Origin of the sequence: Mycobacterium sp. 050128 (genome assembly GCF_036409155.1) — a bacterium.
Lineage (GTDB): Bacteria > Actinomycetota > Actinomycetes > Mycobacteriales > Mycobacteriaceae > Mycobacterium.
The window spans coordinates 427,500-450,134 of record NZ_JAZGLW010000001.1 but is presented as its reverse complement, the minus strand read 5'-3'; the positions used below and the strand labels follow the sequence as shown (position 1 = coordinate 450,134).

At 67.6% G+C, this 22,635-nt stretch carries 20 protein-coding genes and 1 pseudogene; 14 read left to right on the top strand and 7 right to left on the bottom strand.

The window, feature by feature from the left end:
- Window positions 1-51: 51 nt before the first annotated feature.
- From groL to SKC41_RS02115, 3 genes are all read left to right on the top strand, one after another.
- On the top strand, window positions 52-1,674 hold the full coding sequence (gene groL, locus SKC41_RS02125) for a chaperonin GroEL (RefSeq protein WP_330976112.1): 1,623 nt from the start codon (window positions 52-54) through the stop codon (window positions 1,672-1,674).
- A 248-nt stretch (window positions 1,675-1,922) separates the two neighbouring features.
- Complete coding sequence (locus SKC41_RS02120; protein WP_330976111.1) at window positions 1,923-2,522, top strand: hypothetical protein; 600 nt, start codon at window positions 1,923-1,925, stop codon at window positions 2,520-2,522.
- A gap of 213 nt (window positions 2,523-2,735) precedes the next feature.
- A complete protein-coding gene (locus SKC41_RS02115; RefSeq protein WP_330976110.1) occupies window positions 2,736-3,203 on the top strand; it encodes a cupin domain-containing protein in 468 nt (155 codons plus the stop codon).
- On the opposite strand, the gene SKC41_RS02110 is transcribed toward SKC41_RS02115, so the two are convergent.
- On the bottom strand, window positions 3,181-4,005 hold the full coding sequence (locus tag SKC41_RS02110) for a TetR family transcriptional regulator (RefSeq protein WP_330976109.1): 825 nt from the start codon (window positions 4,003-4,005) through the stop codon (window positions 3,181-3,183). The two genes, SKC41_RS02115 and SKC41_RS02110, sit on opposite strands and share 23 nt — an antisense overlap.
- A gap of 77 nt (window positions 4,006-4,082) precedes the next feature.
- Here SKC41_RS02110 and SKC41_RS02105 point away from each other — a divergent pair, with 77 nt between their 5' ends.
- Genes SKC41_RS02105 through SKC41_RS02090 form a run of 4 tightly spaced genes read left to right on the top strand, consistent with a single transcriptional unit; the run spans window position 4,083 to window position 8,024 of the window.
- Window positions 4,083-5,291, top strand: a complete 1,209-nt coding sequence (locus tag SKC41_RS02105) for an FAD-dependent oxidoreductase (RefSeq protein WP_330976108.1) — start codon at window positions 4,083-4,085, stop codon at window positions 5,289-5,291.
- A 36-nt stretch (window positions 5,292-5,327) separates the two neighbouring features.
- Complete coding sequence (locus tag SKC41_RS02100; protein WP_330976107.1) at window positions 5,328-6,308, top strand: methylenetetrahydrofolate reductase C-terminal domain-containing protein; 981 nt, start codon at window positions 5,328-5,330, stop codon at window positions 6,306-6,308.
- Window positions 6,305-7,060: a class I SAM-dependent methyltransferase gene (locus tag SKC41_RS02095; protein WP_330976106.1), complete on the top strand. Its 756-nt coding sequence runs from the start codon at window positions 6,305-6,307 to the stop codon at window positions 7,058-7,060. The genes SKC41_RS02100 and SKC41_RS02095 overlap by 4 nt, the downstream gene beginning before the upstream one ends.
- Before the next feature lie 46 nt (window positions 7,061-7,106).
- Window positions 7,107-8,024, top strand: a complete 918-nt coding sequence (locus SKC41_RS02090) for an LLM class F420-dependent oxidoreductase (RefSeq protein ID WP_330976105.1) — start codon at window positions 7,107-7,109, stop codon at window positions 8,022-8,024.
- On the opposite strand, the gene SKC41_RS02085 is transcribed toward SKC41_RS02090, so the two are convergent.
- Complete coding sequence (locus SKC41_RS02085; RefSeq protein ID WP_330976104.1) at window positions 8,025-8,486, bottom strand: OsmC family protein; 462 nt, start codon at window positions 8,484-8,486, stop codon at window positions 8,025-8,027.
- A gap of 106 nt (window positions 8,487-8,592) precedes the next feature.
- Window positions 8,593-9,321 (bottom strand): superoxide dismutase family protein, encoded by a 729-nt coding sequence (locus tag SKC41_RS02080; RefSeq protein ID WP_330976103.1) that lies wholly within the window; start codon window positions 9,319-9,321, stop codon window positions 8,593-8,595.
- A 50-nt stretch (window positions 9,322-9,371) separates the two neighbouring features.
- On the opposite strand from SKC41_RS02080, the gene SKC41_RS02075 reads away from it, so the two are divergent.
- Entirely contained in the window at window positions 9,372-9,884 is a 513-nt protein-coding gene (locus SKC41_RS02075; protein ID WP_330976102.1) for a hypothetical protein, read from the top strand.
- A 64-nt stretch (window positions 9,885-9,948) separates the two neighbouring features.
- Here the strand turns inward: SKC41_RS02075 and SKC41_RS02070 are convergent, their stop codons facing one another.
- Complete coding sequence (locus SKC41_RS02070; protein ID WP_036466967.1) at window positions 9,949-10,257, bottom strand: WhiB family transcriptional regulator; 309 nt, start codon at window positions 10,255-10,257, stop codon at window positions 9,949-9,951.
- 356 nt (window positions 10,258-10,613) lie between these two features.
- Here SKC41_RS02070 and SKC41_RS02065 point away from each other — a divergent pair, with 356 nt between their 5' ends.
- The 3 genes and pseudogenes from SKC41_RS02065 to SKC41_RS02055 all read left to right on the top strand — a co-directional run.
- Complete coding sequence (locus tag SKC41_RS02065) at window positions 10,614-11,429, top strand: hypothetical protein (RefSeq protein WP_442931532.1); 816 nt, start codon at window positions 10,614-10,616, stop codon at window positions 11,427-11,429.
- Window positions 11,430-11,509: 80 nt separating this feature from the next.
- Complete coding sequence (locus tag SKC41_RS02060) at window positions 11,510-12,085, top strand: sigma-70 family RNA polymerase sigma factor (RefSeq protein WP_330976101.1); 576 nt, start codon at window positions 11,510-11,512, stop codon at window positions 12,083-12,085.
- Window positions 12,078-12,770 (top strand): annotated as a pseudogene (locus SKC41_RS02055) (anti-sigma-D factor RsdA); the annotation flags it as partial. The gene SKC41_RS02060 and the pseudogene SKC41_RS02055, both read left to right, overlap by 8 nt.
- A 20-nt stretch (window positions 12,771-12,790) precedes the next feature.
- Here SKC41_RS02055 and SKC41_RS02050 read toward each other — a convergent pair.
- On the bottom strand, window positions 12,791-13,204 hold the full coding sequence (locus SKC41_RS02050; RefSeq protein ID WP_003879523.1) for a DUF5319 domain-containing protein: 414 nt from the start codon (window positions 13,202-13,204) through the stop codon (window positions 12,791-12,793).
- Between the two features lie 151 nt (window positions 13,205-13,355).
- Between SKC41_RS02050 and guaB the strand changes: the two genes are divergently transcribed.
- The 3 genes from guaB (at window position 13,356) to SKC41_RS02035 (ending at window position 17,932) form a co-directional block, all read left to right on the top strand.
- Entirely contained in the window at window positions 13,356-14,945 is a 1,590-nt protein-coding gene (guaB, locus tag SKC41_RS02045; RefSeq protein WP_330976099.1) for an IMP dehydrogenase, read from the top strand.
- Window positions 14,946-14,959: 14 nt separating this feature from the next.
- A complete protein-coding gene (locus SKC41_RS02040) occupies window positions 14,960-16,087 on the top strand; it encodes a GuaB3 family IMP dehydrogenase-related protein (protein ID WP_330978725.1) in 1,128 nt (375 codons plus the stop codon).
- Window positions 16,088-16,186: 99 nt separating this feature from the next.
- Window positions 16,187-17,932 carry a GMC family oxidoreductase gene (locus SKC41_RS02035; RefSeq protein WP_330976098.1) on the top strand — a complete coding sequence of 582 codons (1,746 nt, stop codon included), beginning with the start codon at window positions 16,187-16,189 and terminating at the stop codon, window positions 17,930-17,932.
- A gap of 53 nt (window positions 17,933-17,985) precedes the next feature.
- On the opposite strand, the gene SKC41_RS02030 is transcribed toward SKC41_RS02035, so the two are convergent.
- Window positions 17,986-18,888 carry a TauD/TfdA dioxygenase family protein gene (locus tag SKC41_RS02030; RefSeq protein WP_330976097.1) on the bottom strand — a complete coding sequence of 301 codons (903 nt, stop codon included), beginning with the start codon at window positions 18,886-18,888 and terminating at the stop codon, window positions 17,986-17,988.
- A gap of 152 nt (window positions 18,889-19,040) precedes the next feature.
- On the bottom strand, window positions 19,041-22,580 hold the full coding sequence (locus SKC41_RS02025; protein ID WP_330976096.1) for a non-ribosomal peptide synthetase: 3,540 nt from the start codon (window positions 22,578-22,580) through the stop codon (window positions 19,041-19,043).
- Window positions 22,581-22,635: the final 55 nt, after the last annotated feature.

The following is a 22,635-nucleotide window of genomic DNA, read 5'->3' as shown; positions in this document are numbered from 1 at the left end:
TGTGCGCGAGCACGGGTGATTTCCGGGGCGGCATGCGTTTAAAGGAGCCTGATGAGCAAGCTAATTGAGTACGACGAAACCGCGCGTCGCGGCATCGAGGCGGGCGTGAACAAGCTCGCCGACGCGGTGCGCGTCACGCTGGGACCGCGCGGCCGGCACGTGGTGCTGGCCAAGGCGTTCGGCGGGCCCACCGTCACCAACGACGGTGTCACCGTCGCGCGTGAGATCGACCTGGAAGACCCGTTCGAGAACCTGGGTGCTCAGCTGGTGAAGTCGGTGGCCACCAAGACCAACGACGTCGCCGGCGACGGCACCACCACAGCGACCGTGCTGGCCCAAGCCCTGATCAAGGCCGGCCTGCGCCAGGTCGCCGCGGGTGCAAACCCGATCTCGCTGGGCTCCGGCATCAGCAAGGCCGCCGACGCGGTGTCCGAGGCGCTGCTGGCCGCGGCCATCCCGGTGTCGGGCAAGGAGGGTATCGCGCAGGTAGCGACCGTCTCCTCGCGCGACGAGGTGATCGGTGAGTTGGTCGGCGAGGCGATGAGCAAGGTCGGCACCGACGGCGTCGTCAGCGTCGAAGAATCGTCGACGCTGAACACCGAGCTGGAGTTCACCGAGGGCGTCGGCTTCGACAAGGGTTTCCTGTCGGCGTACTTCGTCACCGACTTCGACGCACAGGAGGCCGTGCTCGACGACCCGCTGATCCTGCTGCACCAAGAGAAGATCAGCTCGTTGCCGGACCTGCTGCCGATGCTGGAAAAGATCGCCGAATCGGGCAAGCCGCTGCTGATCGTCGCCGAGGACATCGAGGGCGAGGCATTGGCGACGCTGGTGGTGAACTCGATCCGCAAGACGCTCAAGGCGGTTGCGGTCAAGTCGCCGTTCTTCGGCGACCGCCGCAAGGCCTTCCTCGAGGATCTGGCGATCGTGACGGGCGGCCAGGTGGTCAACCCCGACGCCGGTCTGGTGCTGCGCGAGGTGGGCACCGAGGTGCTGGGCTCGGCCCGGCGCGTGGTGGTCAGCAAGGACGACACCATCATCGTCGAGGGCGGCGGCGCGAAGGACGCGGTGGAAAAGCGCGTCAAGCAGCTGCGTGCCGAGATTGAGAACAGCGATTCCGAATGGGATCGCGAAAAACTTCAGGAGCGGGTGGCCAAGCTGGCCGGCGGCGTGGCCGTCATCAAGGTGGGAGCTGCCACCGAGACCGCGCTCAAGGAACGCAAGGAAAGCGTCGAGGACGCCGTCGCGGCCGCCAAGGCAGCCGTCGAGGAGGGCATCGTCACGGGCGGCGGATCGGCGCTCATCCAGGCCGGCAAGGTGTTGGAGAAGCTGCGTGAGTCGCTGGAAGGCGACGAGGCCACGGGCGTCGATGTGTTCGCCGATGCTCTCACCGCGCCGCTGTACTGGATCGCTTCCAACGCCGGGCTCGACGGTGCGGTCGCGATCAACAAGGTCCGTGAGCTGCCGGCAGGGCACGGATTGAACGCGGCCTCGCTGGACTATGGCGACTTGGTTGCCCAGGGCGTCATCGACCCGGTCAAGGTCACCCGGTCGGCGGTGCTCAACGCGGCCTCGGTTGCCCGCATGGTGCTGACCACCGAGACGGCGATCGTCGAGAAGCCCGCCGAGGCGGCGGACGACCACGGCCACGGCCACGGTCATCACCACCACTGAGTGAGTTTGTGCGAAGCACCCCCGGTCGTTTGGCCGGGGGTGCTTCGTCTTAGGCGTCTGCGCGTCGATTGCTAGGCTGACCGCACCATGACGTGGGGGGCACGAGGGTGAGCTATCCGCAGCAGTGGCCGCCGCCGCAACCACCGCACCACCCGCAGCAATGGCCGCCGCCCTACCCGCCGCCTTATCCGCCGGCGCCCTACCCGCCGGCGCCCGCGCCGCGTAAGACGAATCGCGCACTGATAGTTGTGCTTTCGATCGCCGCGATCGTCCTGCTCGTACCCGCGGCGATCATCGGGTTTTTCGTGGTCCGCGATATTGCCCGCGACGGGCGCGGCGAAAGCAGGAAGGCCGCCTCCATCACGGACTTCAGCGCGGTATGCGATGGCGGGTCGATCAGCAACGCCGCCACCTACGCGAAGCCGTACCAGATCGCCGCGTTCGCACCAGACGACGAGCCGAACCCGATGCGCGAAATGACAGACACTCACTGGAGCGAAGTGTTGCTCGACTCCCGTGCCGATTATCGGGCGAATCCCGACGACTTCCGGTCAGTGAATGTTGTTGCCTGCCTTACCCGCAAGTCTGAGACCGAGGTGAAGTCACTTACCTGCGACTTCAAAACTGACACGGGCGAACACGTGAGCGTCGACTACTACGCCGTGCAGTACAACATCGAACTGCGCGAGGCGAAGACGGGCAAGCGGATCGAACAACTGGGAACGGTCGACGGTCCCGCGGCCAGCTGCCCCTTCCTGTTATGGGTCAACAAACGCGAGCGGAAAGCCTACGCGGGACCCGATCATGCGGCAGTCGACGCCAAGCTCGCTGAATTCGCGCACCGGTGACCGGGGATCACGAGAACTGAAGGGAAAGTCGGCGCCTGTGCAGGTCTTCGGCCTCGACTTAGCGGTGACTCCCATCGGCTGAAATGGCGTTCCCGCCTCGCGCTTCACAGCTATGCGTCCCTGGGGCACAATCCTCATACCCGACATCGACGTCGCCCCATGGAGTGACTCGCGAACACGCGGTGCTTCGCGGATAACGGAGAGGGACGACAGATGAGCATGGCATACCTGGCGCAACCGGAACAGCAGCAGCAATTGGAGTGGCTCGACGGTGCCACGTTGGCGATCTTGCTCGACGGCAATGCCACAGATGGCCAGTTGATGGTCGGGCGCTTCGATGTCAGCGAGGGCGAAGCGCCCCCGTATCACAAGCACACGCGTGAAGACGAGGTCTTCCTGCTGATCAAGGGGACCGCGCTGCTCTGGTTGGACGACCAGGAGTTCGAGCTATCCGAAGGCGGAATTGTATTCCTGCCCAAGAACATTCCGCACGCCTACCGCATCACATCTAAAAAAGCGGATCTGCTCATGATCAACACTCCCGCAGGAATCGAGGGTATGTTCCGGTACTCCGGTCGTGATAGAGCTACTCCGCGGCCCGAGGGTTTCGAGATCTCGCCTGAACAGATGGCCGAGGGAGCCGATAAGTTCGGACAGATCATTCTTGGCCCCCCGCGCTGACCTCGCCCGGCTTGGGCGCGACGGCGCGCACGAAGTTCTCGGCGAAGACGTCGCAGACCGTGTCGACCTCAGGCATCGACCACTCGGGGACATTCGGCAACACCGGCCGGGTGAGCATGTGAAGCATGATGGGGCCCAACAGTTGTTGGGCCACCAGCGGTAGAGGCAGGTCGCGGATACGCCCGGCACGGATCTCGGGTCCCAACCAGCCACCGAGAACGGCGAGCATGCGAGGTGGACCGTAGGCCGCCAGGGATTGCACGGCCGGACTGGTGGGCCGCGCGAAGGCTTCGGCGAAAATCGCCGGGGCAACGCGGGGTTCGCGGCTCAGCGCGTACGACACCGTTCGGTAGAAGCCGCGCACAGTCTCGAGCAGGTCATCGCCGGGACGCGCCAGGTATGCCTCGATGTCCAGGATCGGGCTGTGCAGTTCGAAGACCGCTCGCATCAACTCGTCGCGTCCGCCGAAAACCGCATGCAGACTGTAAACCGAGCAATCGGCGCGGGCCGCGACGGCTTCCAATGTTGCTGCGGCAAGGCCGGATTCGCTGATCAATGCTGCGGCGGCCGCCACCGCCCGGGTGCGAACGGGAGGTAAGCCGCCGGGGTCGACTCCCGCCGCGCGCACGGCGTCGTTGAGGGCGGCGCGGGATCCGTCGAAGCGCCGCAACAGCGTGCTGCGGGATATCCCCGCCTCCGCAGCGATCATCGCGACCGGGACGTCGGCCACATCCTTGCCCAGCTTTTCCGCGGCGCGTAACGCGGCCGCCACCACGTCGGGTGCTTCCACCGGTCGCGCCATACCACCTCCCTGGTTCCGTGATACATTACTTGACGTATGCTGCAATTGTATTCCAGACGCGCGAGGAGTCGTAAAGCATGACGAAAGTTCTGCAGACCCAGGTATGTGTCGCCGGTGGCGGACCGGCCGGCATGGTGCACGCTCTGCTGCTCGCCCGCGCCGGCATCCCGGTGGTGGTCTTGGAAAAGCACAACGATTTCCTGCGTGACTTCCGCGGCGACACCGTGCACCCAAGCACCCTGCGGATCATGGACGAGCTGGGGTTCATCGACGAGTTCTTGACGCTGCCACACACCAAGATCGACCGCCTCGCCTTCGACACCGGTGGCTCGATTCGCACGCTAGGCGACTTCAAGGTACTCAAACGGCTCGGCTTCAAACAGCCCTACATCGCCATGATGCCGCAGTGGGACTTTCTCGACTTCCTCGCTGAAAAGGCTTCTGCCTATCCGGAATTCACCTTGGTCCGCAACGCCGAGGTCACCGACCTGATCTTTGACGGCGATCGGGTGATTGGCGTGCGCACGCCGGATCTGGAAGTGCGGGCGCAGTTGGTGGTGGCCGCCGACGGGCGCAAGTCCGCGGTGCGCGCCGCCGCGGGACTGCAGACCGCGCAGGCACACTCCCCGATGGACGTGCTGTGGTTCCGGCTGAAGTGGCGTCCCGGCGATCCCCGGGAACTGTTCGGCGTCGCTCGGAAGGGCCTGATGATGGCCATGATCTACCGCGGCGACTACTGGCAGGTCGCCTATCTGATGCCGAAGGGAGCCAGCCCGCGCGGTGGATCGCTGGAGGAGTTCAAGGAAAAGATCGTCACCGCGCAACCGCGGCTGCGTGCGCATGTCAACGATCTGACCTCGTGGGATGACACCAGCGAGCTCGACGTGCGGGTAGACCGGCTGCAGACGTGGTGGCGCACCGGGCTGCTGTGCATCGGCGATGCCGCGCATGCCATGTCACCGGCCGGTGGGGTCGGCATCAACCTTGCGGTGGCCGACGCGGTGGCCGCGGCCAACATCCTGTGTGCTCCGCTGCGCGAAGGCCGGCCGGCCGACGCCGACCTGGCCAAGGTGCAGCGGCGCCGCGAGCTGCCCACCCGGATCATCCAGGCAGCTCAGGTGTTCGTGCAGGACCGGGTAGTCGCGCCCAATCTGAGCGGTGACCTGTCGCCGATCCGGATTCCGAAGATCGTCGGATGGGGCCCGCTGCAAGCGCTTCCGCCAATCTTCGTCGGCCGCGGCTTCCGCCCCGAGCATGTCCGCACTCCGGACGTACACGCTGCTTGACGCTTGCCGACGTCCGCGGCGGGGTACACGTCCGCAGTGACATCGACGGAGTCGGACTGCCCGAAGCGCATGGAGTTCGGTCCCTGTGGCGGGGTGCGGCCGGACGGTCAGTGCGAAATGCGCCCCGGCGATTGCGCGTTCGTCGACGTCGTGCCCTGGTCGGGAGCCGAGCGGGCACCGCGACCGGTCCGCGCGCCGCTGGTGTTGACCGACTTCAGCGCTACCCCGTTCGACCGCAACGATATTGCGGCGACGGCCGCGGCCCTCGCTTCCGGGTGTGACGCGGTCCTGGTCGGCGAGCATCAGAACAAACCGGACTTCCCGCCCACGCTGATGGGGTCGCTCTTGCTGGACGCCGGCGTCACGCCCTGGATCACGCTGTCGTGCCGGGACCGCAACCGCGTGGTACTCGAGCAGGAACTCCGGGGGCTGCGCACCATCGGCGTGGAAACGGTGCTGTGTGTGACGGGGGACGGACGCGGTTACGACGTGCGGCCGGACGTCACGCAGACCTTCGATCTCGACGGGCCAAGGCTGGTGTCCCTGGCCGCCTCGGTGGGGATGATCGCGGCGGTACCCGAGACACCGAGCGCGCCGCCCATTCACGCCCGCCCCGATCGCCTGATGCAGAAGCAACGCGCGGGCGCGAGTCTGGCGGTGCTCAACCACGTTCCGTTTCCGAAAATGATTGCCGAGTTCATGGCCGCGGCAACGTCGGTGGGTCTGTCGATCCCGGTGATCGCCGCCGTCGCGGTGTTCACCGACAGCGTTTCGGCGGCGGTGCTACAAGGGCTGCCCGGTCTCGAACTCGACGAAAACGTGACCGAGCAAGTGCTCGACGCGGCCGATCCGGTGGCGGCCGGGATCGCCGCGGCGGTCGAGGAGGCGCGCGCTCTGCTTGCCATCGAGGGCGTGCAAGGCGTCAACGTCTCCGGCCTCGCATCGGCCTCGGGTGGCCGGGTGGGCGCCGAAATCAAAGCCGAGGTCGGCCGCCTGATCCGAGCGGAGGCGCTGTGAGCGAGGCGATGGAGGCCGAGTTCGACACGGTTGCGGAATGGACGGCGCAGGTCGCGGCGGACCTTGGCCCGCAATATCACGTGCCCGCGGGGTGCCGGGGCAGCGGCAGCCCCGCGGCTCTGGACTGGCTGATCGAGCAGATGGGGCTGCGGCCGGGCGCGCGGTTGTTGGACTCCGGGGCGGGTGTCGGGGGTCCCGCCGCCTATGCGGCGCAATCGTGTTCGGTGCACCCGGTGCTCGCAGAGCCGGCAGTCGGCGCCTGCCGCGCTGCCCGAAAGCTGTTCGGCTATCCGGTGGTCTGTGCGGATGGGGCCACGTTGCCGTGGCCGAACGAAACATTCGACGCCGCTTGGTCATTGGGGGTGTTGTGCACGACGCCGAATCAACTCGCGGTGCTCGAGGAACTACGTCGCAGCGTGCGGGCCGGCGGCAGTATCGGGTTGCTCGCGTTCGTCGCGCACCACGAGGATGCGTCCAATCAGCTTGAGGGGAACCACTTTCCGACATCCGATAACCTGCTCGGCCTGATAGACAGATCCGGGCTGAAGGTCGAGCAGTGGACGGGGACTTCGGGTCTGCCCGCCATACCCCAGGAGTGGAATCGGCGCGTCGACACCGTGGAGAGGGCGCTCAGCGAGCGGTACGGGCACACCGAGGTGTGGCGGCTGGCCGAGCGTCAGAGTTCGGCCATCGGCGACCTGCTGGCCGACGGCAAGCTCACCGGCGAATTGCTGGTGCTGCGCCGCGCCTGACAGTGGTCCGGAATGCAATGCCCGGTCCGTGTCGTTGTAGGAGAGCGTGACTATCAGACTTGGATTGCAGATCCCGAACTTTTCCTATGGCACGCCGGTGGCCGAGCTGTTTCCCGCGGTCAAGGCGCAGGCCGCCGAGGCCGAGGCCGCCGGATTCGACACCGTTCTGCTGATGGACCACTTCTATCAGCTGCCGGGATTGGGCGAGCCCGACGAGCCCATGCTGGAGGCCTACACCGCGCTGGGAGCGCTGGCCACGGCGACCGAACGGGTGCAGCTCTCGACGCTGGTGACCGGCAATACCTATCGCAACCCGACCCTGCTGGCCAAGGCGATCACGACGCTGGACGTCGTCAGCGCCGGGCGCGCGATTCTCGGTATCGGGGCGGGCTGGTTCGAACTGGAACACCAGCAGCTGGGATTCGACTTCGGCACGTTCACCGAACGCTTCGAAAAACTCGACGAAGCGCTGCAGATCATCGTGCCGATGCTGCACGGCGAGCGACCCACCTTCGACGGGAAGTGGTATCACACCGAGAGCGCGATCAACGAGCCCCGCTACCGCGACCACATCCCGGTCATGCTCGGCGGCAGCGGCGAGAAGAAGACCTTCCGGCTGGCAGCCCGCTACGCCGACCACCTCAACCTCATTGCCGACATCGATGCGCTGCCCCACAAGCTCGAGGTACTGCGGCAACGCTGCGCCGAAATCGATCGCGAACCAGCAACTTTGGAGACCAGCACGTTGCTGACGGTGGTGCTCGACGGCGCGCCCGCCGACATTGGCGAGGCGCTCGGTGGCCGGGCGGTCATCGGCACTGCGGACCAGGTAGCCGATCAAATCAAGCGCCGGGTGCTCGACGTGGGCGTCGACGGCGTGATCGTCAACCTGCCCACCCATGGCTACACGCCCGGCGTGATCACGAAGGTGGGCGAGGCGCTGCGGCCTCTGGTCGACGCGTAATCACTCCAGAGAAGTCGTGACCCGGACCTCCGAGGTGAGGGTCTGGTGGACGGGGCAGCGCTCGGCCATCTGCAATAGCCGATCTCGTTGCGATTCGTCGAGGTCGCCGGTCAGCTCGATCCGCCGGTCGATCTGGTCGATGAATCCGACGGCGGTTTCGCATTCGGCGCAGTCTTTCGCGTGAATGCGCGAGTGCCGCAACGTGATTCGGACCCGCTCCAGCGGCCAACCCTTACGGTTGGCGTACATCCGGATGGTCATGGATGTGCACGAACCGAGCGCGGCCAGCAGCAGGTCGTACGGTGTCGGCCCGGCGTCGTCGCCGACCGGCGCCGGCTCGTCGGCGAGGAGTTCGTGGCGCCCGGCGCTGATCTGCTGGGTGTAAGTTCCCCTGCCGGTTTCCATGACGGTCACGGTGCCCTCGGTGGGCGCCCCGTCACCGCCGGCGTCGTGTGTGGTCATGCCTCTTTGTAGGTGCGTGAGCACGGCGGGCACAAGAGTGGCACGCGACGACGGTACCGTCGACGATCCAACGTGCGGTCTCGACCCGGTCCCGGTCGTGAGCGTCTCAGTGCGCGCCCGGCGGAAGAGTGGGCTGAGTCGTCGTGGTCGGCACGGTGTTGATGGTCGGCGTGCTGGTAGTGACCGTGACGGTGCTCGTGCTGACCGACGGCGAGGGCACGACGGCGGTGGTGGTCACCGTCGTCACGCTGCTCGTCGTCGTGGTGGGCGAGGTCGACGACGCAGACGGCGCGGCAATCACACCGCAGGCCACCCGCTTGTTGGACTCATCGGTCGGGGCAGCGCTCAGATTGTCCGCAGTTTGGTGCAGGATCAACGCTGAACCCGAACTGCTCCGCAGGTTCGCAGCGGTCAGCAAGTTGGTGGTGGTGACGAGTTTCGCCGAGCCATCGGAGCGCACCTGCAATGCGGTCAGGTCACCGCTGGCCGGAAAACCGGTGTGATCGGCCGCCTGGTAGACGCTGCCAGCCGATTCGAAGTCCGGCGCATCGCATTTGCCGACCGCGTGGACCATCAGCGCGTGGAAACCGGGAGTCAGCACCTGGTTGGGGCCGGTTTCCACGGTCACCGTCGCGTAGCCGCTCGCGAAATCGATGGTGGCGGTGCCGACCTGGGTCCCGTCGGCGCTCTTCAGCTGCGTGGTGAACCGTTCCGTGCCGGGCGGCGCGCTGGACGACGACGTGGCGGCCTGGTTGCCCTGCTGATTCGCGCATGCGGCCAGCGCAGCCATGGTTGCGGTCAGCGCCGCGACGGCGAAGGATACGCGGTTATTCATAGGCCGGGAACTACCCGTCTCGGCGGGCGCCGAAACGAAGGTGAACCTTGATGAGGAGCCACACCCTTACCCAGCGCATCGGGGCCTCGACGATCGCCTTCGCCGGCGCGACCGCGCTGATGCTGGTGCTGGAACGGCGCATGCGTGCGACCGGCGGCCCAGGGATCATCCCATTTGAGTTGGCCGGCAACGCTTCTCGAGCCGAGGCCATCATGGCCCGCTGGGGCGCCGACGGTCAGCGTGCCGCACGGATATCGACCTGGCTGGATTTCGGCTACATGGCAACCTACGGCAACCTGTTGGCCCTGCTGGTGGAACGCACCCGCAGGCGGTGTGGCCACCCGGTCGGCCTGCCCGTGGTCGTGGGTGTTGCCGTCGCCGGCGACGCCGTCGAGGGCGTCTCGCTGCTCAACGTGCTCCACGGCACCCGCGTCGCGGAGAATGCACGGCACGCGCGGACCGCAGCGCTGATCAAATTCGCTGTGCTCGTGCTGTCACTCGCGTATGTCGCGGCGGGCTCGATGCGGCCGGCAGCGCAAGGACGTGGCGATGTGGACTTCTGACGTCAGGGTCCGATGGACGGGCCAGCGTAGGGCGCGGACCCTTTGATTAGGCGGAGACCGTCGATCAGGCCGAGCGGCGGATGCCGCGGTTGCGGCCGATGTCACCCTTGAGCAGCATGTCGCGCTCGGATTCGGACAGGCCGCCCCAAACCCCGTACGGCTCACCGACATCGAGTGCGTGCGAGCGGCACTGCTGGATCACCGGGCACTGCCGGCACATCTCCTTGGCGCGCTGCTCACGCTGCATGCGGGCCCGGCCACGCTCCCCGTCGGGGTGAAAGAACATCGAGGAGTCGACGCCGCGGCACAGTCCTTGCAGCTGCCAGCTCCAAATGTCTGCGTTGGGCCCAGGTAGCTGCTCCGGCTGTGGCATGGCTAGTTCCCTCTCTGCACGGCACGCCCAAGTGAGGTTTGGTTCGCAAAGTGAGTGTGCAACTGATTTAAGGGTGGCGTCACCGATGACTACCCGTCATTGCTAGAACTTAGGTGGGGCGGTGAATTTACGTCAATAGGCCCTTAGTGTGACAAAGTATATAGAGGTTGGAGCAGAATTAACTCTGCGTTCATCAGCCACGCATTTGGCGTAGGAGAAGCCTGCTACCAGGCGCTTGATCAAACCGAGATTTCCCAGCTCAGAGCGTGAGGGCGGCCCGAAGCCATTTATTACAGAGATGATCGTGATTAACATTTCAGTAACATCAGCAGCACGAACTGTTTACTACTATCACCGTGATTGAAACTCGTCACACTTCGATGATTGCGCCGAGGCTGGCCGCGGCCGCGTTCGGCGACCAGCCGGCCCTCTGGCCACTGCCGGCGGCGAGGACCCCGAGCGAACTCTGGTTGCGCGCCGTCGCGGCCGGCGGGCAGGGCCGCTACGGCAGCGCCTACCGAGATCTGGCGGTGTTACGCCGCGACCGCCCGGCCGGCCGGTTGGTTTCGTTGGCCCACAGCACGCAGGGATCGTTTCTGCGCCAACTCGGCTGGCACGCGCGGGCAAGGGGCTGGGACGGTCGTGCGCTCGCGCTGGCCGGCGCCGATCCCGAAGCCCGCGCCGACGCGCTGATCGGATTGGCGGCCGACGCATTGGGCGTCGGCCGTTTCGCTGCCGCGGCGACGTTGTTGGCTCGCGCGGACGCGGAGTTGGCGGCGGGCGTGCCGGACCGGCTGCCGGTGCGCCGGAGCTGGGTGGCCGCCGAGTTGGCGATGGCCAGCGGTGACGGCGCGGTCGCGGTCGGTCATGCCGAGGCAGCCGTCGAGCTCGCCCGAGCCATGGAGCGACGCTCCGAGCGGCACCGGGTTAAGAGCGATGTGGTGCTCGCCGCCGCGTTGTGTAGCGCCGGCGAGATGGACCGCGCACGCGCCGTGGCCGACGCCGCGCTGGACGCCACCGGCCGTCTGGGCCTGATACCCCTTCGTTGGGCCTCGGCTTGCTTGCTGTTCGATATCCAAAGCGTCACGATTTCGGGGCCGAAATTGGCCGAAATTCGGGATATCTGCGCAGGCCAGGTGCGGCGCGCCGGTGGAACCTGGCCTTCCGGCTGAAACGGCTTCCGGCCGTTATGGTCATTGCGAGAGTTAGCCCGCGATGTGCCTCGTTTGTAACGTTGGAGATACCGCCGTCGATGACAATTCAAGCGGAACGTCTCGACGCTGTGGTTGCCGAAGCCGTAGCGGGAGACGGAAACGCCCTACGGGAGGTGCTGGAGACCATCCGTCCGATAGTGGTGCGATATTGCAGGGCGCGAGTCGGCACAGTCGAGCGGGGTGGCTTGACAGCCGACGATGTGGCTCAGGAGGTGTGCTTGGCGACACTGACAGCCCTGCCGCGCTACCGCGATCGAGGACGTCCCTTTCTGGCCTTTCTGTACGGCATTGCGGCGCACAAGGTGGCCGACGCCCATCGCGCCGCCGGTCGCGATCTCGCCTACCCTTCCGAATCCGTTCCCGAGCTCTGGTCGTCCGAGGCGGGCCCTGAGCAGCGGGCTCTCGAAGCCGATTCGGTCAGCCGCATGAATGAATTACTCGATATCCTGCCCGCCAAGCAGCGCGAGATTCTGATTCTTCGCGTCGTCGTCGGTCTGTCTGCCGAAGAGACCGCTGCCGCCGTGGGCGCGACACCAGGAGCCGTCCGGGTGGCTCAACACCGAGCTTTGTCGCGGCTCAAATCCGAGATGGTTGCGGCGGGGGACTATGCCTGAATCTGGTTTTACGGACCGACCGGGGCTCGACGAGTTGACCCGGAGCGACCTGCTCCTCGACGCGCTCGCCGAACGCGCGCCGATCGACGTCGACGATCCCAACGAGGACGCGCTCACCGCACTGTTGGGGGATTGGCGCGACGACCTGCGGTGGCCACCGGCCAGCGCCCTGGTCTCGCCGGAGGAGGCCGTCGGGGCGCTGCGCGCCGGAATGGTCGAGCAGCGGCGTAGCCGGCGCGGCCTGGCGGCGATCGGCTCGGTGGCGGCGACGTTGATCGCCCTCAGCGGTTTCGGCGCCATGGTGGTCGAGGCGCGTCCCGGTGGAACGCTCTACGGCCTGCACTCGATGTTCTTCGACGAGCCGCGAAGCAACCAGAACCAGATCATGTTGTCCGCCAAGGCCGATTTGGCGAAGGTGCAGCAACTGATCGACAAGGGGCAGTGGACCCAGGCCGAGGATCAGCTGGCGGAAGTCAGCAGCACCGTTGCGTCGATGAACGACAGTGCCGGCCGCAAGGAATTGTTGGACGAGATCGATCTGCTGAACGCGAAAGTCGATTCGCGCGATCCGAACGCGACGCTGCCGCCCGCCGCGCCGGCGCCGAACTCGGTGGTGCTGCCGGCTCCGCAGTCCCCGAAGGCGATCAGCCCGAGCGCAACCCCTTCGGTGCCCCGTAAATCGCCCTGAGCGGGAAGCGCAATCGCTCAGTGGCGGCGGTGGAATCCGTCGGCGTCTGACGTCGCTTCGTTGAGCGAGGCGTCGGCGTACCCCCGGCAGTAATCCCACGTGACGTAGGCGTCCGGCTCGGGGTCGTAAGCAGGCTCGTGCGGGCGGACGGTGCCGTCGATCAGCAGCTGCAGCAGGTTGGCGCGCAGCATGTCCCAGTCGTGGTAGTGGTCTTGCTGACACTCGTCGCAACACACTACGAGGCCACGAATTCCCTTGTGCGCCAACAGGGCTTCGTATACGGCCAGATCGGCCAGGTCCGCCTCTACCGCCATCCGCTCTTGTTGATCCAGCGGTTGTCCAGGTTCGACAGCGTCCAGCGCCGCCGACGGGTCACATGGGTCGTCCGCGAAGGGGTCGGGTGGCAAACCCGGGGGGAGGTGGTCACGCACGCCCCTAGCCTACGCAGCCAGGCCGTGGTAGCGCCAGCAGGCAGGCGCGCGTCGATTTGGGCCGGGCGGCGCGCCAACAGGTGCGACTCCCCGAGGTCCGGGACCGATAGGATGGGACTCTCGCTCCGCGCGCGTATGGAGGGTTTCACCGATGTCCCGTGGCACGTCCCACCTCGAAGACAGCTCCGACCTGGTCGCAAGTCCCTACCTGCGGGTCGGCGGTCTGGCCGACGAAGGGGTGCCGACCGGGGGAGACAACCCCAACAAGGTGGCGATGCTGGGCCTGACCTACGACGATGTATTGCTGCTGCCCGCCGCTTCCGATGTGGTCCCGGCCACCGCCGACACCTCTAGCCAGCTAACGAAAAAGATCCGGCTGCGGGTGCCGCTGGTCAGCTCGGCGATGGACACCGTCACCGAGTCGCGGATGGCCATCGCGATGGCCCGGGCCGGCGGCATGGGCGTGCTGCACCGCAACCTGCCGGTCGCCGAACAGGCCGGCCAGGTCGAAATGGTCAAGCGGTCGGAGGCCGGCATGGTCACCGACCCGGTGACCTGCCGCCCGGACAACACCCTGGCCCAGGTCGACGCGCTGTGCGCCCGGTTCCGGATCTCGGGCCTGCCCGTCGTCGACGACTCCGGCGCGCTCGTCGGCATCATCACCAACCGCGACATGCGCTTCGAGGTCGACCAGACCCGCCCGGTCTCCGAGGTGATGACCAAGGCGCCGCTGATCACCGCCCGTGAGGGCGTCACCGCCGATGCCGCCCTGGGCCTGCTGCGCCGCAACAAGATCGAGAAACTGCCCGTCGTCGACGGCCACGGCCGGTTGACCGGGCTGATCACCGTCAAGGACTTCGTCAAGACCGAACAACACCCGCTGGCCACCAAGGACAGCGACGGACGCCTGTTGGTGGGCGCCGCCGTCGGCGTCGGCGGCGACGCCTGGGTGCGCGCGATGATGCTGGTCGACGCCGGGGTGGACGTCCTGATCGTCGACACCGCGCACGCCCACAATCGGCTGGTGCTGGACATGGTCGGCCAGCTCAAGGCCGAGGTCGGCGACCGCGTCGAGATCATCGGCGGCAACGTCGCGACCCGCTCGGCGGCCCTGGCGCTGGTCGAGGCCGGGGCCGACGCGGTGAAGGTGGGCGTGGGACCGGGCTCGATCTGCACCACGCGGGTGGTCGCCGGGGTGGGTGCCCCTCAAATCACGGCGATCCTGGAAGCCGTCGCGGCCTGCGGACCGCACGGTGTGCCGGTGATCGCCGACGGCGGACTGCAGTATTCCGGCGACATCGCCAAGGCACTGGCGGCCGGCGCGTCGACGGCCATGCTGGGCTCGCTGCTGGCCGGCACCGCCGAGGCGCCCGGCGAGCTGATCTTCGTCAACGGCAAGCAGTTCAAGAGCTACCGCGGCATGGGGTCGCTGGGCGCGATGGCGGGCCGCAGCGGCGGCAAGTCGTACTCCAAGGACCGCTACTTCGCCGACGACGCGCTCTCCGAGGACAAGCTGGTGCCCGAGGGCATCGAGGGCCGGGTGCCGTTCCGCGGACCGCTGTCGTCGGTGATCCACCAGCTGACCGGTGGCCTGCGCGCCGCGATGGGCTACACCGGCTCGCCGACCATCGAGGTGCTGCAGCAGGCGCAGTTCGTCCGGATCACGTCGGCCGGACTCAAAGAGAGCCACCCCCACGACGTCACGATGACCGTCGAAGCACCGAACTACTACGCCCGGTGAGCAGCGAACTGAACATGGTCGAGATCGGGATGGGCAGAGTCGCCCGTCGCACTTACGAGCTCAGCGAGATCGGCATCGTGCCGTCCCGGCGCACCCGCTCGTCGCAGGACGTGTCGACGACCTGGCAACTGGACGCCTACCGGTTCGAGATCCCCGTGGTGGCCCACCCGACCGATGCGCTGGTCTCGCCGGAGTTCGCGATCGAGCTGGGCCGGCTCGGCGGCCTTGGCGTGCTCAATGGCGAGGGGCTGATCGGCCGGCACGCCGACGTGCAGGCCAAGATCGCGCAGTTGGTCGAGGCCGCCGAAAAGGAGCCCGAACCGTCGGCGTCGATCCGGCTGCTGCAGGAGCTGCACGCCGCGCCGCTGAACCCGGACCTGCTCGGCGCCGCGGTGGCCCGCATCCGCGAGGCCGGCGTGACCACCGCGGTCCGGATAAGCCCGCAGAATGCGCAGTCGCTGACCCCGGTGTTGCTGCAGGCCGGCATCGACCTGCTGGTCATCCAGGGCACCATCGTCTCGGCCGAGCGCGTCGCCTCCAACGGCGAGCCGCTGAACCTGAAGAGCTTCATCTCCGAGCTCGACGTGCCGGTGGTCGTCGGCGGCGTCCTCGATCACCGCACCGCGCTGCACCTGATGCGCACCGGCGCCGCCGGCGTCATCGTCGGCTACGGCTCCACCCGGGGCGTGACCACCAGCGACGAGGTGCTGGGCATCAGCGTGCCGATGGCCACCGCGATCGCCGACGCCGCGGCCGCGCGCCGCGAATACCTCGACGAGACCGGCGGCCGGTACGTGCACGTGCTGGCCGACGGCGACATCCACACCTCCGGTGAGCTGGCCAAGGCCATCGCCTGCGGCGCCGACGCCGTGGTGCTGGGCACCCCGCTGGCCGAAAGCGACGAGGCGCTCGGCGGCGGCTGGTTCTGGCCGGCCGCGGCCGCGCACCCGTCGTTGCCACGCGGGGCGCTGCTGCAAATCGCCGTCGGTGAGCGCCCGCCGCTCGAGCAGGTGCTCAACGGTCCGTCCGACGACCCGTTCGGGAGCCTGAATCTGGTCGGTGGCCTGCGCCGATCGATGGCCAAGGCCGGCTACTGCGACCTCAAGGAATTCCAGAAGGTCGGCCTGACCGTCGGCATCTGAGTTTCGGCGTCGGGCGTCACGCCACCGCCGGGCGTCACGCCAGAGTGACGACGGATAGGGACTGGCTCGTTACTGGCCGGTAAGTTCATACTGGTGGGGATGAATCCAGATTTTGACGTCCTGATCATTGGTTCGGGGTTCGGCGGCAGTGTCAGCGCGCTGCGGCTGACCGAAAAGGGCTACCGCGTGGGTGTTTTGGAGGCGGGTCGGCGCTACGCCGACGACGAGTTCGCCAAGACGTCGTGGAATCTGCGGAAGTTCCTGTGGGCGCCTCGGCTCGGTTGCTACGGCATTCAGCGGATTCACCCGCTCAAAAACGTGATGATCCTGGCCGGCGCCGGGGTGGGCGGCGGGTCGCTGAACTACGCCAACACGCTGTACGTACCGCCGGAGCCGTTCTTCAACGACCAGCAGTGGCGGCACATCACCGACTGGCGCAGCGAGCTGATGCCGCACTACCGGCAGGCCCAGCGGATGCTGGGCGTGGTCGAGAACCCGACGTTCACCGACGCCGACCGCATCGTCAAGGAAGTCGCCGACGAGATGGGCTGCGGCGACACCTTCGTGCCCACGCCGGTCGGGGTGTTCTTCGGTCCCGACGGCACCAAGACGCCCGGCAAGACGGTGCCGGACCCGTTCTTCGGCGGGGCGGGCCCCGACCGCACCGGCTGCCTGGAATGCGGCTGCTGTATGACGGGCTGTCGGCACGGTGCCAAGAACACCCTACTGAAGAACTACCTTGGCCTCGCGGAATCTGCTGGGGCGCAAGTGATTCCGATGACGACGGTAAAGAGCTTCGAGCAGCGCTCCGACGGGTTGTGGGAGGTTCGCACCGTGCGCACCGGAAGCTGGCTGCGCCGGGACCGGCGCACCTATACCGCGAGCCACCTGATTCTGGCCGCGGGCACCTGGGGCACGCAGCATCTGCTGTTCAAGATGCGCGACAAGGGCCGATTGCCGCGTCTGTCAAAGCGTTTGGGAGTGCTGACCCGGACCAACTCGGAATCGATCGTCGGCGCCGGACGGTTGAAGGTCGCCCCGGATCTGGACCTGACGCACGGTGTGGCGATCACGTCGTCGATTCACCCGACGCCGGACACCCACATCGAACCCGTCCGCTACGGCAAGGGCTCCAACGCGATGGGGCTGCTGCAGACGTTGATGACCGACGGCCCCGGCCCGCAAGGCACCGACGTGCCGCGCTGGCGGCAGCTGCTCGACACCGCCGGTGAGGACCCGGGCAAGATGCTGCGCTTGCTCAACCCCAGCCGGTGGAGCGAACGCACGGTGATCGCGCTGGTCATGCAGCACTTGGACAACTCGATCACCACATTCACCAAGCGCGGAAAACTAGGCATCCGTTGGTATTCCAGCAAGCAGGGGCACGGCGAGCCGAACCCGTCGTGGATCCCGGTGGGCAATGAGGTCACCCGCCGCATCGCGGACAAGATCGACGGAGTTGCCGGGGGCACCTGGGGCGAGCTGTTCAATATCCCGCTGACCGCGCACTTCCTCGGCGGAGCGGTGATCGGCGACAGTCCCGAGCATGGCGTCATCGACCCGTATCACCGGGTCTACGGCTACCCGTCGCTGCTGGTGGTGGATGGCGCCGCGATCTCGGCGAACCTGGGCGTCAACCCGTCGCTGTCGATCACCGCGCAAGCCGAGCGCGCCGCGTCGCTATGGCCGAACAAGGGCGAGACGGATCTGCGACCGCTGCAGGGCGATACCTACCGCCGGCTGGACCCGATCGCGCCGAAGCACCCGGTGGTGCCGGCCGATGCGCCCGGCGCCCTGCGCTGGCTGCCGATCGACCCGGTCGGCTCCACGGCCGACGCCAGTTGACGATCGCAAGCGCGGCGTAGCCGGGCGCAGCGGGTCGTCACCATCAAAACCGGCTAGCTCGCGAGTACCTCGAGCGGCGCGCCCGTGACCACCATGCTGCGCTCGCCGTGCACGTTGACCGGCACGTCGCCCATCAGGGTGACCCGGTGCATCAGCCGCTTCTGGTCGTCGTAGTCATCGACCGCCCGGTGCTGGGTTGAGCGGTTGTCCCAGATGGCAACGTCACCGGCTTCCCAGTGCCAGCGAATAGTGTTCTCGGGCTTGGTGATTCGCTTTTGCAGCAGTTCCAGCAGTGCGCTTGACTCGTGGCTGTCCAGGCCGACGAAGTTGCGCACGAAATTGCCCGCGACCAGCGCGCGCTCGCCGGTCTCCGGATGCACTCGCACCACCGGGTGTTTGGTCTGGAACTCCTGCTTTTCGAACGCCTGCCGGAACGCCCGCTGCGCGTCGCTCATCGAGAGGACCGCTTCGGCGGGCACGTAGTCGTAGCGGTTGCTGTGCACCGCCCACAGATTTTCGACGAGGCACTTCAACGGCTCGGGCAGGTCGTCGTAGGCCGCCACCGTCGAGGCCCACAGTGTCGATCCGCCGTAGCGGGGTAGGGTGATCGCCCGCAGGATCGAGGCCGCCGGGTAGTTCGCGGCGAACGTCACGTCGGTGTGCCAGCGGTTGGCCTTGCCGTAGTCCGAGTTGATCGGCGTGACGACCGGCGCGCCTTTGGCCGCGAGCGCACCGGCGGCCGGATGGCCGACGGGGGTGCCCAGCAACCCACCGAACGCCAGCTGCTGCTGGTCATCGAGGTGGTGCTGACCGCGGAAGAAGATGACCTTGTGGGTCAGCAACGCCCGGCGGATCTCCTCGACGGCGGCCGGGTGGAGGTCGCCGTCGAGGTGCACCCCGTCGACCCGGGCACCGATCCGGCTGCCCAGCTTGGTGACGGTTATCTGGTTTGTCATGTCTGTCGTCCTTGCCTGAAACATCGGGTGTAGTCAGTTGACTAACCTTGAGTGTAGTCAAATGTATACAGATTCGGCAAGGGGGCGTATGCATGAAAATTTCCACCGCAAAGCAGCAGGTCAGTCAGGAAATTCGGGGAAATTGCCCGTTGTCAGGACGCGGTGGAGTCCAGCGCGGAGGCCACCTCGTGCTGCTCCATCTCCGCCACCTCGAGGTAGACCTCGGCCACCTGGGCCAGTCGGTCGCTGCCCGGTTCGCGGCCCTGAAGCAGGGCGGCCAGCGCCGCCACACTGCGGGCGGCGAAGATGTCGGCAACCATCACGGTGGGGGTGTCCAGCCAGGCGCGCACCCGGGCGACCAGCTGCGTGGCCAGCACCGAATCTCCGCCGAGGCCGAAGAAGTCGTCGTCGGCGCTCACCGCCTCGACCCGGAGCAGCCCGGCGGTGATAGCGGCCAGCACCCGTTCCAGCGGTGTCGACGCCGCGCGCCGGCCCGTCCCGGTGTCGGCGGCCCGCTCCTGCGCGGCACGCGCGAGCAGCCGGCCCGCCGCCTTCCGGTCGATCTTGCCGCCGACGGTGTAGGGGATCTCGGGGACCAGCACGATGAGGTCCGGAACCATGTGCGGCGGAACGAATCCGGCCACCGCGGCCATGAGTTGCGACGGTGTCAGCGCGGGATCGGTGACCCGGGCCAGCGCCGCCAGCTGCTCGCGCCCGGTGTGCCCGGCGACCGGGATCACCGCGGCGACGGCGCCGTCCACCGGCTCCAATCGGTCGAGCGCTCGTTCGACCTCGCCGAGTTCGACCCGATACCCGCTGATCTTGACCCGATGGTCGGCGCGCCCGACGAACTCCAGCGTTCCGTCCGGCAGGTACCGCGCCAAATCGCCTGTGCGATACCAATTCTCGCCGTCATGCTGGACGAACTTGCCCTCGGTCAGGTCCGGCCTGCCGCGGTAGCCGCGGGCGATGCCGCGCCCACCGACCCAGAACTCGCCGGGAACCCAGTCCGGGCAGTCGGATCCGTCGGCGGCGACGACGCGGCAGCGGTTGTTCGGCAGCGGGTGGCCGAACGGCAGCGCGGCCCAATGCTTCGGCAATTCCGCGGGCTCGCAGATGGTGTTGTGAATGGCCGTCTCGGTGGCGCCGCCGAGGCCGGCGACGCGGACCCGCGGTGCCTGGGCACGCAACGCGCGCACCATCTCGGTACGCACCCAGTCGCCGCCGGTGGGCACCACGCGCACCGACGAGATCCGTCCCGAGTTCACCGCGACCAGCATCTCGAGCCAGCCGGGCAGCCAGTGCAGCACGGTGACCCGGTGTCGTTCGATCATCCGGGCCCAGGCGTCGGGATCGCGCCGCTGCTCCTCGTCCACCACCACGATCGAGCCGCCGGCGCGCAGCATGCCGAAAATGTCCAGCACCGAGATGTCGCATTCCAGGGTGGACAGCGCCAGGCACCGATCGTCGGCGCCGATCTCGAAGTGGGAGTTGATGAACTCGACGGTGTTCATCGCGGCGTCGTGGCTGACTTCCACGCCCTTGGGTTCACCGGTGGAGCCCGAGGTGAACAGCACATAGGCGGCGTCGGCCGGATCGGTCGCGGCCGGCTCGGTGCCGGCGGCCAGAGCCAGGCCCTGCGCGATGGCCTCCGACACGGTCAGCGCGGGCACCGGCAGTTCGTCGAGCCCGGGTGTGCGGGGCCCGCACACCAGCGCCGAGTGCACGCCCGCGCCGCCCAGGATGCGTGCGGCGCGATCGGCCGGCTGGTCGACGCCGATCGGCAGGTACACACCGCCGGCGGCGTGAATGCCCAGCAGCGCCGGGATCTGCTCGGCGGTCTTGGGGCCCAACACCGCGACCGCGTCGCCGCGTCCGACCCCGCGTGCCCGCAATGTCGCAGCGACGGCAAGGACCTGCTCGCGCAATCGGGCGTAGGTCAGGTCGCCCAGGCTGCTGTACACCGCGGGCGCATCCGGGTGCGCGGCCGCGGAGCGAAAGAAGCCGTCGTGCAACGCTTCTGCGCTCGGCACCGTGGTCACGCCGTTGAGCTTGGCGCGCAGGGCGCGCTGTTCATCCGGCAGCGCGGGCGGGTCGAGCGCCTCCCAGGCGTCGTCGTCGTGGGCCAGCCGGATCAGCTCGGCGACGTGGTAGGCGAACATCGCCTCGGCGACGCCCGGCCGAAACGCGTCCGCGCGCACGTCCCAGTTCACCAGCAGGCCGCCGTCGAACGGGGTGGCCTGGGAGTCCAGCAACACCTGCGGCCCCTGCGAGATGTGCCAGACGCACTTGCCGAACTGTTCGGTGACCTCGCCGTCGAACAGGTCACCGAGTCCGAGCCCACTGGTGAAGACGAACGGCGCCAGCGTCGGCACGCCGCGGTGCCGGGTCAGGTCGCGCAGGATCGACAGCCCCGAGTAGCTGGAGTGCGCGGCGCTGGCGTGCAGCGACTCCTGCAGGGCGCGGGCCCGGGCCGCCGCGGTCGGCGCTTCGGTGAGGTCGACGTCGAGCATCAGCGACGTGGTGAAGTCGCCGACGAGCTTGTCGACATCGGCGTGGAAGGGCTCGCGGCCGAACATCGGCAGGTTCAGCAGGAACCGCGAATTGGTGGACCAGCGCGCCAGCGTCCCGGCGTAGGACGCGGCGATCGCCATCGCGGGGGTGACGCCGCGTTTGTGCGCCGCGGCCAATAGCGCCTCGCGAACGTCGGCGTCGAAGTAGTGCCAGAGCCGGATGTTGCGGCGCGGATTGGCCTGCTCGGAGGACGGCACCAGCGGGGGCGACGGCGGTTCGGGTAGGTCGGGCACCCGCTCGGCCCACCACTGCCGGTCCGCCTCGGACACCGAGGTGGCGGCCGTCAGCGCGGCCCGGTACTCCCGGTAGGTGTAGCCCAGCTCGGGCAGCTCGCCGCCGCGATAGAACACGGCGAGGTCGGCCATGAAGTTGCGATAACTGACGGCGTCGGCGGCCGCCATGTCCATGTCGACGTGCAGGCGCGTGCGGCCGCCGGACATGAGCGTCAGCGCGATGTCGAGCACCGCGCCGTGCAGGATCTGATGCGATTTCGCGTCGCGGATCTCCTCGAGCCGCTGCTGCGCCGCGGCGGCGTCGAGGTCACGCAGGTCGACCACCTCGACCGGCAGCGTGCGGTCGGTGATCCGCTGAGTGCCGTCGGGCAGGATCTCCACCCGCAGCATCGGGTGACGGCGGGCCAGCGCGGCCGCGGCTACCCGCAGCCGGTCCGGGTCGACGCCGGCGCCGTCGAACTCCACATACAGGTGTGGGGCCACGCCGCCGAGCGCCTGTTCTTCGTTGCGGCCCAACCACAATGCGTGCTGGATGGGGGCCAAGGGGAAGGTTTCGCGCCCCTCGTCGTCGGTCGCCTGCGGCTCGTCGTGGCCGGGCGCGCTTTCGCTGGGTGCGCTGTCGCTGGGTGCGCTGTTGCTGGGTGCGCTTTCGCGCAGCGCCGAGACCAGCCGCGTCCACGCGGAGACGGTCGGCCTCTCGGCCAGCGCCGCGAAACCGATGTCGATGCCCTGCCGGCGCCACCGGCCGGACAGCGACATCATCCGGATCGAGTCGAGTCCGGAGGCGATGAGGTCGGCGTCGGGGTCCACTTCGTCGGGGGTGACGCCGAGTAGCTCGGCGACCTGCTCTCGGACACTGAGTGAGCTTGTCGCGCCGCGGCCCATTGTGTGAAACCTCTCAGCAATTAGTAAAGGCTGCCCTAACTATGTGGAGGCTACC

What these genes read in the sequence shown, in the direction of transcription:
- SKC41_RS02060 (WP_330976101.1), top strand. Translation starts at nt 11,510, where the DNA reads ATGACAATTCAAGCGGAACGTCTCGACGCTGTGGTTGCCGAAGCCGTA.
- SKC41_RS02085 (WP_330976104.1), bottom strand. Translation starts at nt 8,486, where the DNA reads ATGACCACACACGACGCCGGCGGTGACGGGGCGCCCACCGAGGGCACC.
- SKC41_RS02025 (WP_330976096.1), bottom strand. Translation starts at nt 22,580, where the DNA reads ATGGGCCGCGGCGCGACAAGCTCACTCAGTGTCCGAGAGCAGGTCGCC.
- SKC41_RS02030 (WP_330976097.1), bottom strand. Translation starts at nt 18,888, where the DNA reads ATGACAAACCAGATAACCGTCACCAAGCTGGGCAGCCGGATCGGTGCC.
- SKC41_RS02075 (WP_330976102.1), top strand. Translation starts at nt 9,372, where the DNA reads ATGAGGAGCCACACCCTTACCCAGCGCATCGGGGCCTCGACGATCGCC.
- SKC41_RS02040 (WP_330978725.1), top strand. Translation starts at nt 14,960, where the DNA reads ATGGTCGAGATCGGGATGGGCAGAGTCGCCCGTCGCACTTACGAGCTC.
- SKC41_RS02070 (WP_036466967.1), bottom strand. Translation starts at nt 10,257, where the DNA reads ATGCCACAGCCGGAGCAGCTACCTGGGCCCAACGCAGACATTTGGAGC.
- SKC41_RS02115 (WP_330976110.1), top strand. Translation starts at nt 2,736, where the DNA reads ATGAGCATGGCATACCTGGCGCAACCGGAACAGCAGCAGCAATTGGAG.
- guaB (WP_330976099.1), top strand. Translation starts at nt 13,356, where the DNA reads ATGTCCCGTGGCACGTCCCACCTCGAAGACAGCTCCGACCTGGTCGCA.
- SKC41_RS02105 (WP_330976108.1), top strand. Translation starts at nt 4,083, where the DNA reads ATGACGAAAGTTCTGCAGACCCAGGTATGTGTCGCCGGTGGCGGACCG.
- SKC41_RS02035 (WP_330976098.1), top strand. Translation starts at nt 16,187, where the DNA reads ATGAATCCAGATTTTGACGTCCTGATCATTGGTTCGGGGTTCGGCGGC.
- SKC41_RS02080 (WP_330976103.1), bottom strand. Translation starts at nt 9,321, where the DNA reads ATGAATAACCGCGTATCCTTCGCCGTCGCGGCGCTGACCGCAACCATG.
- SKC41_RS02110 (WP_330976109.1), bottom strand. Translation starts at nt 4,005, where the DNA reads ATGGCGCGACCGGTGGAAGCACCCGACGTGGTGGCGGCCGCGTTACGC.
- groL (WP_330976112.1), top strand. Translation starts at nt 52, where the DNA reads ATGAGCAAGCTAATTGAGTACGACGAAACCGCGCGTCGCGGCATCGAG.